An 18,613-nucleotide genomic window follows, 5' to 3' on the forward strand; every position below is an offset into this window, starting at 1 on the left:
AGATAAAATGACTCAACAAATTATTCTGATTGAATCATATTTCACATATTTATTACCTCGAATTGATTAATTTAATGCGCTATTTGCTTGATTTTTAATCAGGCAATACTTGCTAAATCGCCAAATTTGGCCTTTAACACGCAATCAGACTGTCCTTACAACCATAATTAAGTGGATTAATTAGACCAAACATCCATTAATGAGCGATAAACCAGCTATTAAATCCAATTATTTGGTTTCAGCACCAAATTTTTGCATATTTTATGCTACTCCTATTGCGTAAAGGCCGCCAATCATGGACTATCCCCCTGAATGGTAATCCGCTGGATAATGGACTCAGCTTTAGTGAATAAATTGGGTTTATTCATTAAAGTTGAATTTAAATTCAAAATCAGCGTTTTTTTCCACATATTAACCTATTTTTGAACCAGACTTAGTTTTTTAAGATTCATTGATTTTATAAAAATTATCAATAAGTTACTGGTTGTTATTTAAGACAAGGAATAACACATGAACCAACGTTTGAGCCACGCCGATACGATTGGCTTAGGCTTAATGACCTTCGCTTTCTTTTTAGGTGCAGGCAACATTATCTTTCCTCCACTGGAAGGCCAATTAGCGGGTACCAATGTACTGTATGCCATGTTTGGCTTTTTGCTGACGGCTGTGGGCCTGCCTCTGGTATCAATTATTGCCGTTGCGCGCGTTGGTGGTGGTTTACCTTCCATGACCACTGACTTGCCAAAAGGCACCGGTACTTTTGCCGCCGTATTGCTGTTTATCATTATCGGCCCTGCTTTTGCTACTCCACGTACCGGTCTGGTGGCTTATGAAATGGCGATCAAACCGCTGATAGGTACGCTGGAAGATAACCAACTAACGCTGTCTGCTGATATCATCCTCGACAAAACACAGGCTATCATTACCAGTCTGTTTTTCGTGGCAACATTGTTCTTCTCCTGGAGCCGCGGCAAGCTGATTGATAACATCGGTAAGATATTAACGCCTGCTTTGTTCCTGTTGCTTATTTGTCTGGCTATTGGTGTCATCGTTGCACCACAAGGTACGCTTTCTACCCCTGCCGCCAGCTATCAGGATAACGCTTTTACTAAAGGTTTTATTGGTGGCTACAACACCATGGATACCTTCGCCGCCCTGATGTTTGGTATGTTGCTGGTAGATATACTGCGTAGTAAGGGCGTCACGGAGCCAAAGTCTACCTACAAATATCTGGTGATTGCTGGCCTGATCGCTGCTGCGGGTTTAGCCTTTGTCTATATCTCTCTATTCTGGTTGGGTGCGACATCGTCAACTGTAGCGCCGGGTGCAGAAAACGGCGGCGTGGTTTTGGCCGCCTATGTACAAGCGCTGTTTGGCCAGCCGGGTCAATGGATCCTTTCTGGGGTTGTACTGTTAGCCTGTCTGACTACCGCCGTGGGTCTGGTCAGTGCCTGTGCTGATTACTTCTCTACTCTGACTCCACTACGCTATCGCCAATGGGTGGTCGTGTTATGTATTATCTGTGCACTGGTTGCCAACGTGGGCCTGAGCCAGTTAATCGCACTGTCTGTACCGGTGTTATTAGCGCTGTATCCACTGACTATCGCGCTGGTTGCCCTGACATTTATTCGCCCGTGGTTACCAAACCCTAAATATGCTTTCCGTACCGTGATGTTTGTCGCGCTGATTTTTAGCCTGCTGGACGGTATGCGCGGCATTGCCGGCTTGCAGAACGTGGGTTGGATTAAATCCCTGCTGGATTCGCAAACTGAGTATATGCCGCTGGCAGCTCAGGGCATGGCGTGGGTACTTCCAACAGCGATAGTAATGCTGCTGGTATTCCTGATTCCCGGCAATAAAACCAAAACTATCAGCTAATCACTGGGATATATGAATATAAAAAGCAGCGGAAACGCTGCTTTTTTATTACCTGATGCAAGGCTTAGTCCGGTATCAGATTGATGAACAAGTCTATCAGTATCAGTTTGAGATCTTAAAATAGCCCATTAGAGGGAGGGATTGCCGTTGGGGTCGACTTGGCGTCAGCCAACGACAAGCAGGCGAAAGCCTGTTTGAACAGCGCTCGCGCTGGCTCGAAGGGCAAAACACCAAAGGTGTTTTATGACGGCTCTTAGGGAATTCAGGCCGACACACTCCGAATCTGAGTACAAATGCTCTTCCGGCCGGGCACAACGTTAGTATACGCACTTCAGATTTTACGGCCGAAATATTCACAAAAGCCAATCATGTATTAGCACCACGATAAAACCGTATATACATTCCCCATAAAAACACCCATCCACATTTTTTTAATGAAATTTATCAACCACCCCTTGCCATAAAGTATATCCAATAGTAGGATTCGCCATATACAAAAACATACACGACAATATACAACCTATAAAGTACTAAGGCGGTGTGGCATGACAGGGTCAAATGAATGGATCGATCTGACATCCTTCAAAAGCGGTAACTCTCAAGCGTTACGTTTAAAAAAAGAACTTTTGGATGCTGCTCCCGCCTTTGCATCAGGCGCGACTATGCGTCTGCTCTCAGACAATACCGGCATTATTGTCGCTTCAGATGAAAACCAGACGGAGCCTAAAGGCGACGATCCTATGGTTAACGCCATGCTGGATGCCGCAGAACAAAGCCTGACTGCACCAAAAATTATTAAGCCATCTGGCGAACCAAGCTCAAACAAAGTCATCGAGAAATCCCGAAAACTGGATAACGTTTGCTACGATATTCGCGGCCCGGTATTGAAAGAAGCCAAGCGTCTGGAAGAAGAAGGCAATAAAGTTCTTAAGCTGAACATTGGTAACCCGGCACCATTTGGTTTTGAAGCACCTGACGAAATTCTGGTGGACGTGATTCGTAATCTGCCAACAGCACAGGGTTACTGCGATTCCAAAGGCCTGTACTCTGCTCGTAAAGCCATTATGCAGCACTATCAGGCACAAGGAATTCGGGACATCACCGTAGAAGATATCTATATCGGTAACGGCGTGTCTGAACTGATTGTGCAGGCAATGCAGGCTCTGCTGAATATGGGGGATGAAATGCTGATCCCTGCTCCGGACTATCCGTTATGGACGGCGGCAGTCTCTCTGTCTGGCGGAAATGCCGTGCACTATATGTGTGACGAAGAGTCAGACTGGTTCCCGGACTTAAATGATATTCGTAAAAAAATCACCCCACGCACTCGTGGTATTGTGATCATTAACCCAAACAACCCAACCGGTGCGGTTTACAGCAAAGAGCTGCTGTTAGAAATTGTTCAAATCGCCCGTGAGCATAACCTGATCATTTTTGCAGACGAAATCTACGACAAGATTCTTTATGATGACGCACAACATCACTCTATCGCTGCGCTGGCTCCAGACCTGTTAACCATCACCTTTAACGGTCTGTCTAAAACCTATCGTGTTGCCGGTTTCCGTCAGGGTTGGATGGTATTAAGCGGCCCGAAAGAACACGCGAAAGGCTATATTGAAGGTTTAGAAATGCTGGCTTCAATGCGCCTGTGTGCAAACGTGCCGATGCAACATGCCATTCAAACCGCCATTGGTGGCTACCAAAGCATTAATGAGTTTATTCAACCGGGTGGGCGTCTGTATGAACAGCGTGACCGCGCATGGGAATTGATTAATCAAATTCCGGGTGTCTCCTGCGTGAAGCCCAAAGGTGCGCTGTATATGTTCCCGAAAATTGATGCCAAACGCTTCAATATTAAGAATGACCAGCAGATGGTTCTTGACCTGCTGCTACAACAAAAGGTTCTGTTAGTTCAGGGTTCTGGCTTTAACTGGCCATACCCTGACCACGTGCGCATCGTAACCCTTCCCCGGGTAGATGAACTGGAAATGGCTATTGGTAAATTTGCTAAGTTCCTGGAAACCTATAAGCAACAATAATATTCTTCTAATGGCGGTGTTTTCCACCGCCATTCATTTCGTCTCTGGTTGCTCTTTTCCCTGTATTCCCGGCTATTTTCTAAATATTCACACATTCAGTTTGCACTCAACGCGATAACTCCCCACAATCTAGCCTTGTTTTTTGCACCAACAGAGGTAGAACCATCATGAGCCAGACCCAAAGCCACTTTTTTGCCTATTTATCACGTCTGAAATTAATCAGTCGCTGGCCCCTGATGCGTAATGTTCGCACTGAAAACGTCTCTGAACATAGCTTACAGGTGGCGTTTGTTGCCCATGCTCTGGCGGTCATCAAAAATCGAAAATTCAATGGCAATGTGAACCCTGACCGAATTGCACTGTTAGCCATGTATCATGACGCCAGCGAAGTACTGACCGGCGATATGCCTACCCCAATCAAATATTACAATCCGCAAATTGCCCATGAATATAAGAAGATAGAAAAAGTGGCGCAGCTTAAACTGATTGAAATGTTACCCGAAGAGTTACAGCAAGACTTTCGTTCTGTTCTGGATGACAGCTACTACAGTGAAGATGAAAAACTGGTAGTTAAACAGGCTGATGCGCTTTGTGCCTATCTGAAAAGCCTGGAAGAACTATCCGCCGGAAATAATGAATTCACGCTGGCGAAACAGCGGCTGGAAAAGACGCTAAAACTTCGCCACAGCCCGGAAATGGAATATTTCATTAACGTATTTGTACCGAGTTTTAGTTTGTCGTTAGATGAGATCAGTGGGGATAGCCAGTTATAACTCATCAGTTGTGTTTAAACGGCGTTAAAATATTGCCAAATCTGAACCAGGCGCTTCAATCAATCGACAGTTTGCTATTTTCAGACAACCGCATAATACAAAAATGGATATTTCTGTTATGAGAGCACGGTTAATACTGATTTTTATTATCTTAATTAGCGTTCAACTCTCTGGTTGTATGAGCACGGTGGTTCGGGCCACTAAAGGGCCCAGTGCTCCCTTCTATCCTGGAACCAGTGTTAATGTCGAGTGGCTATTTACCAGTGATGAACAACAATGTGCTAATCAATCCAATCAACAGCTCTGCATAGATTTACTACATAATTTTAGCCGTCCTGTCGCCCTGCTCGATCTTCCCTTTTCACTGGTACTGGATACCTTACTGCTACCCATTGATGGTGTTCTTTATCTTACTCAGGAACCCCCGACCGTTGAAAATGGCCTGAATTGTCAAAAAATCAAACAATCGAACGGGGAAATTATTAAGACCTGCCGTTAAGCCTGAACTCATTTATACCGTCTTCAATGCCTGTGCTGGTGAACGCCGATAAACCAATATCGCTGGCAGAAGTAATACCACACCAATAATACCCCATATCATTGCTATCAACAGACCATCCTCGGGTTGAATAGTGACCGGTAGTTTTATGCCATACAATGAAGATATACTCTGCGATATCCATAGCGTCACCAGATAACCCACTGCTACCCCAAGTACAATCCCGATACTCATCATTAACATCAACCCACACCAAATTAATGCCACAATGCCGCGTTGCGGTGCACCGAAAGCGCGTAATGCGCCAAATTGCCGTTGACGTTGCTCAAGATGCACTATGATGACCATCAAAATGGCAATTAACACCAGAACCTGGGTTCCCATTGCCATCAGGGAGAGAACCTGACGAGCATCCCCTAGCGTACCGTACAAACGAGTTAATACTTCGCCGGGGAAAACCGCCAGACTTTCACCGGAACGATATTGCGATCTGAGTTGATAGGCTCCGGCAATACTTTTCGGCTTAACGACTACCGCAGAAACATCGCCTCCATGGTGGTGTATTTCATCATCTGCATGACTTTCATGTTCTTCAGCACCATGTACTGCCCATACAGCAGTGATAGGTACCAGAATTGCTTTATCCCAGGCATCGCCAGAGGCTGACAATACGCCGGTAACAGTATAATTGACTGCCTCATGTTGATGAGCACCTTCACTACCAACCTGCCCATGAATAGGAATAACTTTATCACCCACAACAAGCCCGGTTGCCGCGCCAACAATGGCGCCATACTCACTGCCAAATATTGTATCTTTATGGTTCTGGCCATCATTACCGTACTGTATATCCCTGCCCCGCAACAGGTCGTCATCAGTTCCGATAATGGGCATGCCTTTATAGCTGTCACCAAAAGCTAATGGTGATGCTGACTCGACTAATGGGTGCTGTTTCAGTTCATCCAGATAATGATGGGGTAACAATGGTAACAATGAAGGCTGTAAAAATACGCTGGATAGCACCAGTTGAGTTTCACTTCCTGCGGCACCAACGATTAGATCAAAACGATCTGCCGCTCTGGCACTTCCTTCCCGCAACGCTCTTTCTTGCAAATTAACCACCATACTGAAAGCCACAGCGGCGGCAATCAACAGGGTAAGAATCAGTGTTCCACCCCACAGACGTTTAAAATCGGCATAGATAATTTTAAAAGGAATCATAGTGTTCTTCCTGTGGTGATATCTTTAACCGGACGACCATTTTCCAGCGTAATTCGCCGACGCATTTCATCACTTAAACGAGGATCATGTGTGATGCATATCAGGGTCGATTTCGACAGTTTTGCAAACTGAGTAAGTAAACGGATAACTTCCAATCCGTTATTGGCATCCAGACTGGCGGTCGGCTCATCGGCAATGACAATTTCTGGTTTACTCAGCAGCGCACGGGCTATTGCCACCCGCTGTTTTTCACCACGAGATAAGGTATCTACTACCTGCCGGTGCTGCCGGATACCCACCTGCTCCAGTAACTCAGCGGCATGTGTTTTCAATGATGAAGGCAAACGCCAGTGATGAAAACGTGCCGGAAGTAAAACATTATCCAGAGCGCTCAATCCGGGATACAGATGAAAGTCCTGCATCACCAGACCGACATTCGTTGCCCGCCAACGATCCCGCTGGCGCTCCGACATACGGCCAATATCTTTACCGTCCCAGAAAATTTTACCGCTACCGCTGCGTTCAAGGCCGCTAATGGCATTAACCAAGGTAGTTTTTCCACTGCCGGAAGCACCGGTAACCGCTACATGAGCCCCTCCGGGCACAACCAGTTGTGAAATATTCAACGCCGCCTGAGCACTACCGTTAAATCTGACCTGTAGCTGATTAATAAACAGTTCTGACATATACCTACTCCTGACTAAAGTTCGCTAAATTGCGCATCTCTCAGGCGCAGCAGACTGACAAATCCCGTCTCTTTATCGCGCCAGGTTCCATACTCCAGCGTACCGGTTACTTTTATCATGCTATTGTTTTGTACAAAGGTTTGGCGCTTGGTGAGATAGACCACCAAAATATCTTCCGGCCAGTCCGCATCCGAAGAGCAAAACGGACAAATTGCCATCGGCATTTTGGTTAAGACAAAAAACTGGGATTCAGCTTTGATAGGAGGCGCCATAAAGCCGGTGATTTCTATCTGTTGGCCTGACAGCTGTTTTACACGATCGGAAAACTCCAGTCCCAACACGCTTACTTTGCTATAAAACTGCTCGAAGGTGAGAGTCGGCTGGGCTCTTAACGGTGATACTACAAACAGTATCAGCAGCAACCATTGGCAATAGCGCCAGCCAGAAAAACCGCCGGGAGTGCCCCGGCGATTAAGAACAGAGTATCTTGTCATTATCACCCCTGTTTACCATGGCCTAATGACAATGAATCAACAATTACACGGAATAATTCAGTGTTATCCATATAGCCATGAATCCGCTCTGCTCCGGGGCCTGATGCCTGAACAATCATGTCATCAACGGAGTGCACCCCGGTATCGGTATTGCGAGGGATATTACCGGTTCTTAATACGGCTCCGGGTATGTCTTTGTATATGGCGTTGGCAATATACTCTCCCTTCTCATTTTGAATTGCGGGCACAAAACGTGCATCCAGCTTAGGTCTGAAGGTTTCATAATGATCAGGGAAGTTATTGAAGAATACCGCTAAGCGTTTAGAAACATCGACCCTGTCCGGATAGCCGTCACCGTCTTTATCTGCATAGTTTGGATAACCAGCAGTTTCATATACGCCTACCTTCTCGCGCATATCATTGCCCGGTTTATCATCATCAACGGTTCCGACAATGGAGATTCCGTGAGTATGATCGCCGGTAACAATAATCAGCGTATCCGGATGGGTTTCAGCAAACTTCTTAGCAATAGCGACTGACTGATCCAGCATAATGGTGTTATAAGCCGCACGCTCCCAATCCAATGGATGTGAGGCTTTATCAATTAGCGCTGACTCAACCATCAGGAAGAAGCCATCCTGATTTTTTGACAGTACATCCAGTGCAGTTTGGGTCATTTCCGTCAGATCTGGCTGGTCGGGAAACTTTTTAGTTACATCATTTTTCAGAAAGCGTCGGTCCAACACATCATCCATATTGCCTGTATGGAACAAGCCGAGTAGCTTATCTGCTCCGGAGCCCTGCTTTTTCAGCTCTGCTGCATTGGTAACCAGTTGGTAACCAGCCTGCTGGAAACGTTCAACGTAGTTTTGGTTATCTTTACGTTTAGAACCCGGTGTAGTTTCTGGCAGAAAATAGGCCGAACCGCCGCCCAGCAAAACATCCGGCTTAACGTCATAGAACATACTAACGATTTCTGCTTTATCCGCACGACGACGAGTATGGGACAACACAGCCGCTGGTGTGGCATCCTCCAGCTCGGCATCACTGACGATGCCCACCGACATATTGGTAGTGCGTTTAATCAACTCGCCCAGTGTTTCTTGCTTTGGATGATTAAGGGAGTCTTTCGCCCGACTGACATAAACCCCTAGCGCATTCACGCCAGATTTATGCCCCGTCATGTAGGCACTCATGGTGTTAGCACTATCAGCCGCAATAGAGTCAGTACTCGATGTACCAATAAATGCCATATTGGTTAAATCATCAATGGCCAGACGACCGTTAGCTTTACCTTCAGTGATACCTTTTGACATCACTCTGGCAGCGGTTCGATGAGCCACTGACAGGCCATCACCAATAAACAGAATGACGTTTTTAGCCTGACGCTTTTCCGGCGTTTGATAAACATTCCAGCTTACTGTGCCTTTTTCATCACCCGCCGAGACTTCAACGTTGTAATCACCCGGGGTAGCAATATCAACATTCTTTATTACCAGTGATGAGGCGTTAAGACCATCTTCATCTTTAATAAATTCGCTTTTTTGGTTCCAAACCTGTTGATAGGATTTTCCATTAATCTTAACGCTGACCTGATCGGGATCGACTTGCTTGTCAAATTCAACCTTAAAGTCAAATTTACCACCGGTTAACATGGTGGCCCTATCGATTGGATAGATAGTCACGGCGGATGCCGTAGCGGGAATAACCACAGGGACTAACGCAAAAGTGAGAGGAATCAACCAACTTGCCTTCATAACATTCTCCTGATTTTTATTTTTCAGGTGCAGGTTACTCAGACTGAATGTCAGTTTTATGAACGATATATGTCCAATTTATGTCTTAGAACGGAAACAGTAGCGGAATAATGACCACACTCACCACCATCACCAGTAAAGTGAACGGCACGCCAATACGCAGGAAATCGCTAAATTTATAACCACCAGGCCCAAGCACCATGGTGTTTACCGGTGAAGATACCGGTGTCATAAAGGCGGCTGAAGCGGCTATCGCTACCACCATGGCAAATGGTAGAGCAGACACCCCCATCTGATTTGCAGCACCAATAGCTATAGGCGCCATCAATACGGCAGTGGCAGTATTGGAAATAAACAGGCCGATTACCGCGCACAGTACAAACAGGCTAAGCAGTACCACCCTGGGGCCCATATCGCCAACGGCATCCATCAATCCTTTTACCACCAAATCGATACCACCGGTTTTTTGTAACGCATGAGCAAAAGGCAGCATACCAACAATCAAAATAAGTGTTGGCCAGTGGATAGATTTATAGGCGCTTTCCATATCAATACAGCGGAATTTCCCCATTAACAGACAGGCCAACAGTGCCGCAATCACATTAGGCACAATGTCTGTCACCATCAGGAAAATCATCAGAATCAGGCACAATAACGCGTGAGGAGCCTGACTGGTAGCTGGTGCAACTTCATCCACCTCGGCAGGAAGATTCATGACCAGAAAGTCACGGGTATTACTCTGCAATTGACGAATCTGGCGCCAGTCACCTATCACCAGCATCATATCGCCAACTTTTAGCTCTTCATCAATCTGACTGGCTTCAATCAGTTTGCCGTTGCGCCGGATACCAATCACATTAAGATTGTAGCGAGTACGAAACCCCATCTGTCGCAAGGTTTTACCAATATATTCAGATTCAGGAACCAGTGACACTTCCGCCATGCCGACTTCGCGAGCCTGTTCAGAGAAGTATTCCCCACGCAAAATCATCGGTTCCAGTTGCTCTTCGGTACAGAAATGTCGTACATCCGCTTCCGGATCAAACATATCCACCAGCAGAATGTCATGCACCCGCAGTTCAGTGGCGGCAAAAGCACCTATCATTACCCGGCGAAATTTACGCCAGCGTTCAATACCCACTACGTTAGCACTGTAGCGGGAACGCAAATGTAGTTCATCCAGCGTACGACCAATTAACGGGGAACCGGGGCGAATAGAGAGGCGTCGGGCACGACCGCTCAGCTTATAGTCATGAATTAGGTCACGCATGGTACGTCGGGTTCGGGACTTAGCTTTATCCTGACTTACCGGTTTCACCAACCAGGGACGTACCAGCAGCATATAGCCGATCCCCATCGCCAGAATCACGATACCGATGGGTGTTACGCTAAAGAAATCAAACTGCCCCACGCCATAACGTTGTAATTCACTGTTCACCACCAGGTTTGGCGGTGTTGCTACCAGCGTCATCATACCGCTGATTAATCCGGCAAAGGCCAGAGGCATCATCAGGCGGCCTGGCTCTCTCTCCATGCGCGATGAAACGCTCATCACCACAGGAATAAAGATAGCCACCACACCGGTGGAGCTCATAACTGAACCCAATCCGGCTACCGCTAACATCAGCAACACCAACAGTTTAGTTTCACTGCTGCCGGCAACCCGAACCAGCCAGTCGCCCACCTGATAGGCAATACCGGTGCGCACCAATCCTTCGCCAATCACAAACAGTAGCGCAATCAGAATAACGTTGGGATCACTGAAGCCAGAAATAGCTTCAGGTAGCGTCAGAATGCCGCTGGTAACAAAAACGGTAATCAATAGCAGAGCAACCACATCCATCCGCACTTTATTGGATATGAACAAGATTATTGCGATAAATAAAAAGCACACCACCCAAAAAAGCTGGCTATCGGCTAGCGTACCCATCGTTGTCAATAATCGCTCGATCACTGCGGCTCCCTTACTGGTTATCTGAACGTTTTTGCCCCATACATAAATATTATCGAATACTAATCGTGATAAAACATTGGCTTTAAGATATTTTTTCAGCCTGCCTGTAAAGTTACCCTATTTTTCCATCAATAAAGGAACAATATATGCGATTTAACTGATTAAAATAGAATAAAACACATCCTCAACCTTATATCAATCAAAAACCGAAACATTCAGCATAAACAAGGAGATTAGTCAGAAATGTCATCAGCATGTTAATAAAAAAGCCCCAAATTATGGAGCTTTCTTATCTTTATACCGCTAATCATTCATTTAATTAATCAAATTGAATTCTGGCAATGTTATCTGAATAACTGACATGTAACTGTTGCAACGTTTTTAGCGATTTATCCACCCGGGACAGCTCAGGGGTATTTGCAGGGGCATTTACCGCGATCACCTGACAGCCAGCAGCCAACCCGGAAGCCAATCCTGCTGCCGCATCTTCAACCACAACACAGTCTGATGGAGCCAAACCTAAACGTTCTGCACCGAGCAAATAGGCATCAGGTTCAGGTTTACCTCTGGCTACCAGCTCTGCGGTAACAAACACCTCAGGGAAAGGTATTCCTGCGGCTTTGCTGCGGGCATGAGCGATAGGAATGGTACCCGAGGTTACAATCGCCCAAGGCACCTTCAGTTCATTCAGGCGGTTAAGCAACTCAATAGCACCCGGCAAAGCTTCCACACCCTCTGTATCAGTCGCTTCTATTTGTTCCAGTCGGTCAAACTCTTTTTTGATCGCCTCTTCACTTTGGCCTGCCATAAAATGGCGCAGTGACGTTATTGCCTGCTTACCGTGAATAAAATCGAGCATCTCCTGCGGTGCAACATTCAGACGTTCAGCAACCCCTAACCATGCACGTTCAACCACCGGCAAAGAGCTAACCAGCGTGCCGTCCAAATCAAAAAGAAAACCTTTGCAATTCAAATTAATATTCTCACTGGCAAAACAAAAAATCAGTGACCGGCATTAGCCGGCCACCATATTAATAAAGAAGAGATGCCATCAGGCATTAATGATTTGAGAAATCTCAATAGCGCATAAGTGGTACTGACGCGGACAGGATTGCCAGATAGCCAGCATGCGCTGATATTTATCCCACATCTTAGTTTGTGAGTTAAAGCCATGGGTTCCTGAATCAAAGTGGGTATAGCGCCCTTCTGTATTCACCAGGAAGCGAACATAGCTGAGATAGCGGGCTTCAGTTGCGGCATCAAAACCAAGGAAATTGATACGGCGTTCATCAATCTCGGCTTTATCTTTCAGATTTTCACGCAGATTCTCAAAGGAGACTCCCAACGCGTGATGCATTTCCATAATATTAATAATAGTGCGGCAGGTCTCTTCTGAAAGTTCACCAAACTCGCGCTCCAGTTCCTTCATCTGCAAACCAAAACCACGTTCAATAATTGTCTGTAACCGACGATAGCGTTCCGCGTTATCCGGGTCCAGCATGGTCATCATTTTATATTGGTTTGAAAGGATTAGCCGTTGGGCATTAGTCATTTCCACGATAACAACTCCTGAGATTCAAAAACAAAAAAGAATTCTGTATGTGAATAAACGTCATCACGAATGGATAGAGAATGGCATATTGCGCAACAGAGTGATACCCATTCAGTGTAATTTTTTGTTTACCCGAGCGGGTGACAAATAAAGGAGGGAAAATCGATCCGTAGCGTAGCTTCTGAGCAACATCAGAAGCCCGCACGTTTAACTAAAGCTCATCCAGAAAAGTTTTATCTAATTGATTAAAAGCATGCTTAAGCAGCTCAGCCAAGTGTTGATAAGTTGGCTCTTGTTCTAAAGGCGCAAACTCCTGCCCGGCTTCCGCCAGCTTCTCCCGCAGTTGTAAAAACCACTGCTTCAGTGATGGCGGTAATATTGAGATAGAACGCTGGCCTAACCACCACAGCCCCTGCATTGGTAAACTGCAGGCGAAGATCGCAGTGGCGACCGCAGGCCCTAATTGTCCGCTCATCGCAATTTGCCAGGCAAGGGTAAAGATAGCAACAGGCGGCATAAAGCGAACACCAAAGCGCGTTGCCGTGGTGATACGGTTTTCCGGGAACACCGCAGACAAACGTTTTTCGTTTGGCCAGGTCTTCATATAAGTCTGCCCACGCTGAAATATTTGAATCCAACGGATAGGACCTGATGAACGTAGCATTTAATTTGCCGCCTTTGATTCCGGATCTATCGATATGTACATTATGTTGCGTTCCGGATTATAATGCACATTCAAAAAATTCTGTAAATTTTAAAATAAATGCACAAAAAACTTGATGCAGTTTAATAAATATCAATTTAATTTGCATTTCTGTTTTATTTTTACTTAGCCAGGTATTATCCTGACTAAGGCCTTATGGCCAATTTTTTTGTTAGGGATAAAACAATACCAATAACCTGTTTTCAGGCAATTGTGTACAATAATAAAACGCGGGTACGCAGCAAACTTGGTGATAAAGGTTCAGCCTCACCGATTAACGCTACGCTTGCCCTATTTTCGTTTTTCAAATCACAAAATTAAATAGGTACTTCTCATGTCGAGTAAGCTGGTTCTGGTTCTTAACTGCGGTAGTTCTTCTCTGAAATTCGCCATCATTGATGCTGCCAATGGCGAAGAACACCTTTCTGGTTTAGCCGAGTGTTTCCACCTTCCGGAAGCCCGTATCAAATGGAAAATGGACGGAAGCAAACACGAAGAAGCCCTTGGAGCAGGTGCTGCACACAGCGAAGCTCTGAAATTCATCGTTAATACTATTCTGGCTAAAAAACCAGAACTGTCAAACAACCTGACCGCTATCGGTCACCGCGTTGTTCACGGTGGCGAGCAGTTTACTCAGTCAGTTGTTATCAATGCTGATGTGCTGAAAGGTATTCAGGCTGCGTCTCCATTCGCACCACTGCATAACCCGGCAGGCCTGATCGGCATCGAAGAAGCATTCAAAGCGTTCCCATCTCTTAAAAATAAAAACGTGGCCGTTTTTGATACCGCTTTCCATCAAACAATGCCTGCTGAATCTTACCTGTATGCTCTGCCGTACAGCCTGTATAAAGAGCACGGTATTCGTCGTTATGGCTTCCACGGTACCAGCCACTACTATGTCAGCCGTGAAGCTGCAAAAATGCTGAACAAACCAGTAGAAGAGCTAAACGTTATTACCTGTCATTTAGGTAACGGCGGTTCTGTTGCAGCTATTCGTAACGGTGAGTGTGTAGATACTTCTATGGGTCTGACTCCGCTGGAAGGTCTGGTTATGGGTACCCGTAGTGGTGATATCGATCCTGCAATCATTTTCCATCTGTATGACGTAATGGGAATGAGCATGGAACAAATCAACAAGATGCTGAACAAAGAGTCTGGTCTGCAAGGCCTGACCGAAGTCACCAGCGACTGCCGCTATGTTGAAGATAACTATGCACAGAAAGAAGATGCCAAACGTGCGATGGATGTATTCTGTCACCGTTTAGCAAAATATATCGGTGCTTACACTGCACTGATGGACGGTCGTTTGGATGCAGTTATCTTCACCGGTGGTATTGGTGAAAACGCTGCAATGGTTCGTGAACTGGCACTGGGTAAACTGGCTCTGTTAGGCTTTGAAGTCGACCACGAGCGCAACCTGGCAGCCCGCTTTGGTAAGTCAGGTAACATCGCAAAAGATGGCACTCGTGCAGCACTGATCATCCCAACCAACGAAGAGTTGGTGATCGCTCAGGACGCATCTCGTCTTACCGCGTAAATAACGACAATAACACCGTCAGCTCAGGCTGGCGGTGTTGTTTTAGCCAAAGCATAACCTAAAGAGGTTTCGTCGTGTCTCGTACAATTATGTTAATTCCTACCGGCACCAGCGTCGGGTTGACCAGCGTCAGCCTGGGTGTCGTTCGCGCTATGGAGCGCAAAGGTGTCCGTTTAGGCGTTCTTAAGCCCATTGCACAATCCCGCTCAGGTGCCGATGTGCCGGACCAAACTACGACTATTCTGCGTGCTAACTCCAACGCCGTAACGGCTGAACCACTGAGCATGGTTCAGGTTGAGAGCATGTTGAGTAACAATAAACAAGACGTGCTGATGGAAACGATCGTTGAACGTTACCAGGAGTGCGCAAAAGACGCTGAAGTCGTTCTGATTGAAGGTTTAGTTCCTACTTCTCACCATCAATTCGTTAATGCCCTGAACTATGAAATCGCTAAAACGCTGGGTGCAGAAATCGTTTTTGTGATGGCATTAGGTAATGACTCCCCTGCCCAGTTGAAAGAGCGCATTGATTTAGCGCGTTCTAACTTCGGTGGCAGTAAAAATGAGAACATCACTGGCGTTATCATCAACAAGCTAAATGCCCCGGTTGATGAACAAGGTCGTACTCGTCCTGATCTGTCAGAGATGTTTGATGATTCAGCCAGCAAACCCGCGATTAGCGTGGTTGATACCGCTCAGCTGTTCACCAATTCCTCACTGCCGATTTTAGGCTGCATTCCGTGGAATCTGGACTTGATTGCCACCCGTGCCATTGATATGGCCCATCACCTGAAAGCACGTATCATCAACGAAGGTGACATTCGTACCCGTCGTATTAAAAACGTGACTTTCTGTGCCCGTAGCATTCCTAATATGTTACTGCACTTCCGCCCAGGTTCACTGTTAGTGACTTCTGCCGATCGCCCTGATGTTCTGGTTTCAGCCTGTCTGGCCGCGATGAATGGGGTAGAGATTGGTGCAGTACTGTTAACCGGCGGTTACGCTATTGATGAGCGCGTACACAAGCTGTGCGAGCAGGCTTTTGAAACCGGCTTACCGGTATTTATGGTTGATACCAACACCTGGCAAACCTCTCTGTCGCTGCAAAGCCTCAGTCTGGAAGCGCCAGCCGACGACCATCAGCGTATTGAACAGGCTCAAAACTATATCGCTAACCATATCAACAGCGAATGGATTGATACCCTGACAGCAAACAGTGAAGGCTCACGTCGCATGTCTCCTCCTGCGTTCCGCTATCAGTTAACTGAGCTGGCGCGTAAAGCAGGCAAGCGTGTTGTTCTACCAGAAGGTGATGAACCACGTACTATCAAAGCTGCTGCTATCTGTGCTGACCGCGGTATTGCACAATGTATTCTGCTGGGTAACCCGGAAGAAGTCAGACGTGTTGCGGAAGCTCAGGGCGTTGAACTGGGTAAAGGCGTAGAAATTGTTGACCCGGCTGAAGTACGTGAAAACTATGTTCCACGTCTGGTTGAGCTGCGTAAGAGCAAAGGCATGACTGAAGTCGTTGCTCGTGAGCAACTGCAGGATAACGTGGTACTGGGTACCATGATGCTGGAGCAAAACGAAGTTGACGGTCTGGTATCTGGCGCTGTTCACACTACGGCTAACACTATTCGTCCACCGCTACAGTTAATCAAAACTGCACCGGGTAGCTCTCTGGTTTCTTCAATCTTCTTTATGCTGTTACCTGAACAAGTTCTGGTATACGGTGACTGTGCGATTAACCCGGATCCAACGGCAGAACAACTGGCTGAAATTGCTATTCAGTCTGCTGATTCTGCAGCTGCCTTCGGTGTTGATCCTCGCGTTGCAATGATCTCCTACTCTACCGGTAACTCCGGTACCGGTAGCGACGTTGATAAAGTACGTGAAGCGACTCGTCTGGCTCAGGAAAAACGTCCTGACCTGGTAATCGATGGCCCGTTACAGTATGACGCTGCCATTATGGAAGATGTAGCAAGATCTAAAGCACCAAACTCTCCGGTTGCAGGTAAAGCTACGGTATTCATCTTCCCTGATCTGAACACCGGTAACACTACCTATAAAGCGGTTCAGCGTTCAGCGGATCTGGTCTCTATCGGCCCAATGTTACAGGGTATGCGTAAACCAGTTAACGACCTGTCTCGCGGTGCGTTAGTGGACGATATTGTATACACCATCGCATTGACGGCTATTCAGGCTGCACAAAACGAAGGTTAATTCTCTCGTTTATTGGTGAAAAAAATGCCGGATTTAATATCCGGCATTTTTATTTGGTCAACTCACTGAAAACTATTAGAACTCATATAACATCAAACTTGATGCTCAACGCTCTCTGCCATTTCTTGCTGCTCAGGATTACGCGTCACCCACAAATTAAGCGCCTTCACAGAATCCGGAGTAAACTCATCCGCGCGTTGATTGATCTCTTCCAGCGTTAACCAATGAACGCTCTCAATCTCTTCTTCCTGCAGGGCAAATGGGCCATGAGTAATACAGCTAAACAGAGCTCCCCAAACCATGCAGTTATCTGACTCATAGTAAAAAGTACCGTGATCGGCAAATGGCACATCCGCAATGCCTAACTCCTCTTCCGCCTCGCGACGGGCTGAAGTCAGCATATCTTCCCCTTGCTGAACAACACCACCTGCCGTGGCATCAAGCCATCCCGGGTAGAAGTCTTTATTATCGGTACGACGCTGTACCAATATTTTTCCCATACCGTTATGAACCACAATATAGGTTGCCCGATGACGTAAATTCTTTTGCCGCATTTGCTGGCGGGTTACTTGGGCCATCACATTGTTATTTTCATCAACAACATCGACCCACTCAACCTGTTCGGCCTGGTTTTGTTCTTCCATCTGTTAAAACCTTTTCTCTAAAGATACCTGAATAATGGGCTCTTGTTGTTGCAAGCTTAACACCTGTAACACACCATCACTCAACATACCAAAACTAGCCGGATATCCACCTTTAGGCAGACTGGCAGATCCCGGATTTAATAAGTAAATATTCTCACGCTTTTCAGCCTGAGGTATGTGCGTATGGCCATAAACAAACACATCCCCGGTACGTAACGCAGGGAGTTTATCCGGATGATAATGATGCCCATGGGTTAAAAATAACCGTCGCTGTTCAAGTAGTACCTGTTGCCAGGTTGCCTCTATCGGAAAGTGTAATAGCATTTGGTCTACTTCACTATCACAATTCCCCCGCACAGCCATGATTCTATCAGCAAACTGATTAAGATACAGTGCTACTTCAGCAGGATTATAGTTATCCGGCAATGGGTTGCGAGGGCCGTGATATAACAAATCACCCAATAAAATTAACCAGTCAGCACCGGAATCCTCAAAATGTTTTAACACCAATTGAGTTGCCGATAAAGAACCATGTAAATCAGATGCAAACATCAATTTCATCAGTGAATCTTCCTGAATACAAAATCAATCAAGATTGAAGTTTAACCAGTAACCATGAACTGAAAAATATTAAATAAGAATAACGCACATTTT

General features: G+C 46.1%; 16 protein-coding genes. 6 read left to right on the plus strand and 10 right to left on the minus strand.

Translation table 11 applies throughout. The features are described 5' to 3' along the window. The first annotated feature begins 510 nt into the window (after positions 1-510). From brnQ to I2494_RS16780, 4 genes are all read left to right on the plus strand, one after another. Positions 511-1,878 (plus strand): branched-chain amino acid transport system II carrier protein, encoded by a 1,368-nt coding sequence (brnQ, locus tag I2494_RS16765; RefSeq protein ID WP_218468042.1) that lies wholly within the window; start codon positions 511-513, stop codon positions 1,876-1,878. A gap of 545 nt (positions 1,879-2,423) precedes the next feature. Next, a complete protein-coding gene (locus I2494_RS16770; protein ID WP_228350997.1) occupies positions 2,424-3,917 on the plus strand; it encodes a pyridoxal phosphate-dependent aminotransferase in 1,494 nt (497 codons plus the stop codon). Positions 3,918-4,084: 167 nt separating this feature from the next. Next, positions 4,085-4,690 carry a 5'-deoxynucleotidase gene (gene yfbR, locus I2494_RS16775; protein WP_218468041.1) on the plus strand — a complete coding sequence of 202 codons (606 nt, stop codon included), beginning with the start codon at positions 4,085-4,087 and terminating at the stop codon, positions 4,688-4,690. Positions 4,691-4,808: 118 nt separating this feature from the next. Then, positions 4,809-5,189, plus strand: a complete 381-nt coding sequence (locus I2494_RS16780; RefSeq protein WP_218468040.1) for a YceK/YidQ family lipoprotein — start codon at positions 4,809-4,811, stop codon at positions 5,187-5,189. Between the two features lie 12 nt (positions 5,190-5,201). On the opposite strand, the gene I2494_RS16785 is transcribed toward I2494_RS16780, so the two are convergent. The 8 genes from I2494_RS16785 to yfbV all read right to left on the minus strand — a co-directional run bounded on the left by I2494_RS16785 (position 5,202) and on the right by yfbV (position 13,517). Then, positions 5,202-6,410, minus strand: coding sequence for an ABC transporter permease (locus tag I2494_RS16785; protein ID WP_218468039.1), 1,209 nt, complete (start codon positions 6,408-6,410; stop codon positions 5,202-5,204). Then, positions 6,407-7,096: an ABC transporter ATP-binding protein gene (locus I2494_RS16790; protein ID WP_218468038.1), complete on the minus strand. Its 690-nt coding sequence runs from the start codon at positions 7,094-7,096 to the stop codon at positions 6,407-6,409. The genes I2494_RS16785 and I2494_RS16790 overlap by 4 nt, the downstream gene beginning before the upstream one ends. A 14-nt stretch (positions 7,097-7,110) precedes the next feature. Beyond that, positions 7,111-7,590 (minus strand): hypothetical protein, encoded by a 480-nt coding sequence (locus I2494_RS16795; RefSeq protein WP_218468037.1) that lies wholly within the window; start codon positions 7,588-7,590, stop codon positions 7,111-7,113. A gap of 2 nt (positions 7,591-7,592) precedes the next feature. Then, positions 7,593-9,347 (minus strand): alkaline phosphatase, encoded by a 1,755-nt coding sequence (locus I2494_RS16800; protein ID WP_218468036.1) that lies wholly within the window; start codon positions 9,345-9,347, stop codon positions 7,593-7,595. Between the two features lie 85 nt (positions 9,348-9,432). Next, positions 9,433-11,277 carry an SLC13 family permease gene (locus I2494_RS16805; RefSeq protein WP_218468093.1) on the minus strand — a complete coding sequence of 615 codons (1,845 nt, stop codon included), beginning with the start codon at positions 11,275-11,277 and terminating at the stop codon, positions 9,433-9,435. A 343-nt stretch (positions 11,278-11,620) separates the two neighbouring features. Then, complete coding sequence (locus I2494_RS16810) at positions 11,621-12,274, minus strand: sugar phosphatase (RefSeq protein ID WP_218468035.1); 654 nt, start codon at positions 12,272-12,274, stop codon at positions 11,621-11,623. Between the two features lie 78 nt (positions 12,275-12,352). Then, positions 12,353-12,859, minus strand: coding sequence for a YfbU family protein (locus I2494_RS16815; protein ID WP_218468034.1), 507 nt, complete (start codon positions 12,857-12,859; stop codon positions 12,353-12,355). A gap of 205 nt (positions 12,860-13,064) precedes the next feature. After that, a complete protein-coding gene (gene yfbV, locus I2494_RS16820) occupies positions 13,065-13,517 on the minus strand; it encodes a terminus macrodomain insulation protein YfbV (protein ID WP_130590988.1) in 453 nt (150 codons plus the stop codon). A 373-nt stretch (positions 13,518-13,890) separates the two neighbouring features. On the opposite strand from yfbV, the gene ackA reads away from it, so the two are divergent. Together ackA and pta are read left to right on the plus strand one after the other, a co-directional pair. Further along, positions 13,891-15,093 carry an acetate kinase gene (gene ackA, locus I2494_RS16825; protein ID WP_218468033.1) on the plus strand — a complete coding sequence of 401 codons (1,203 nt, stop codon included), beginning with the start codon at positions 13,891-13,893 and terminating at the stop codon, positions 15,091-15,093. 74 nt (positions 15,094-15,167) lie between these two features. Beyond that, positions 15,168-17,315: a phosphate acetyltransferase gene (gene pta, locus I2494_RS16830; protein WP_218468032.1), complete on the plus strand. Its 2,148-nt coding sequence runs from the start codon at positions 15,168-15,170 to the stop codon at positions 17,313-17,315. A 92-nt stretch (positions 17,316-17,407) separates the two neighbouring features. On the opposite strand, the gene yfcD is transcribed toward pta, so the two are convergent. Beyond that, the gene (gene yfcD, locus I2494_RS16835; protein ID WP_218468031.1) at positions 17,408-17,959 is read right to left on the minus strand and encodes an NUDIX hydrolase YfcD; all 552 of its coding nucleotides are present in this window, start codon (positions 17,957-17,959) and stop codon (positions 17,408-17,410) included. A 3-nt stretch (positions 17,960-17,962) separates the two neighbouring features. Continuing rightward, complete coding sequence (yfcE, locus tag I2494_RS16840) at positions 17,963-18,520, minus strand: phosphodiesterase (RefSeq protein ID WP_218468030.1); 558 nt, start codon at positions 18,518-18,520, stop codon at positions 17,963-17,965. Between the last annotated feature and the right edge of the window lie 93 nt (positions 18,521-18,613).

Origin of the sequence: Limnobaculum allomyrinae (assembly GCF_016649425.1) — a bacterium.
GTDB lineage: Bacteria > Pseudomonadota > Gammaproteobacteria > Enterobacterales > Enterobacteriaceae > Limnobaculum > Limnobaculum allomyrinae.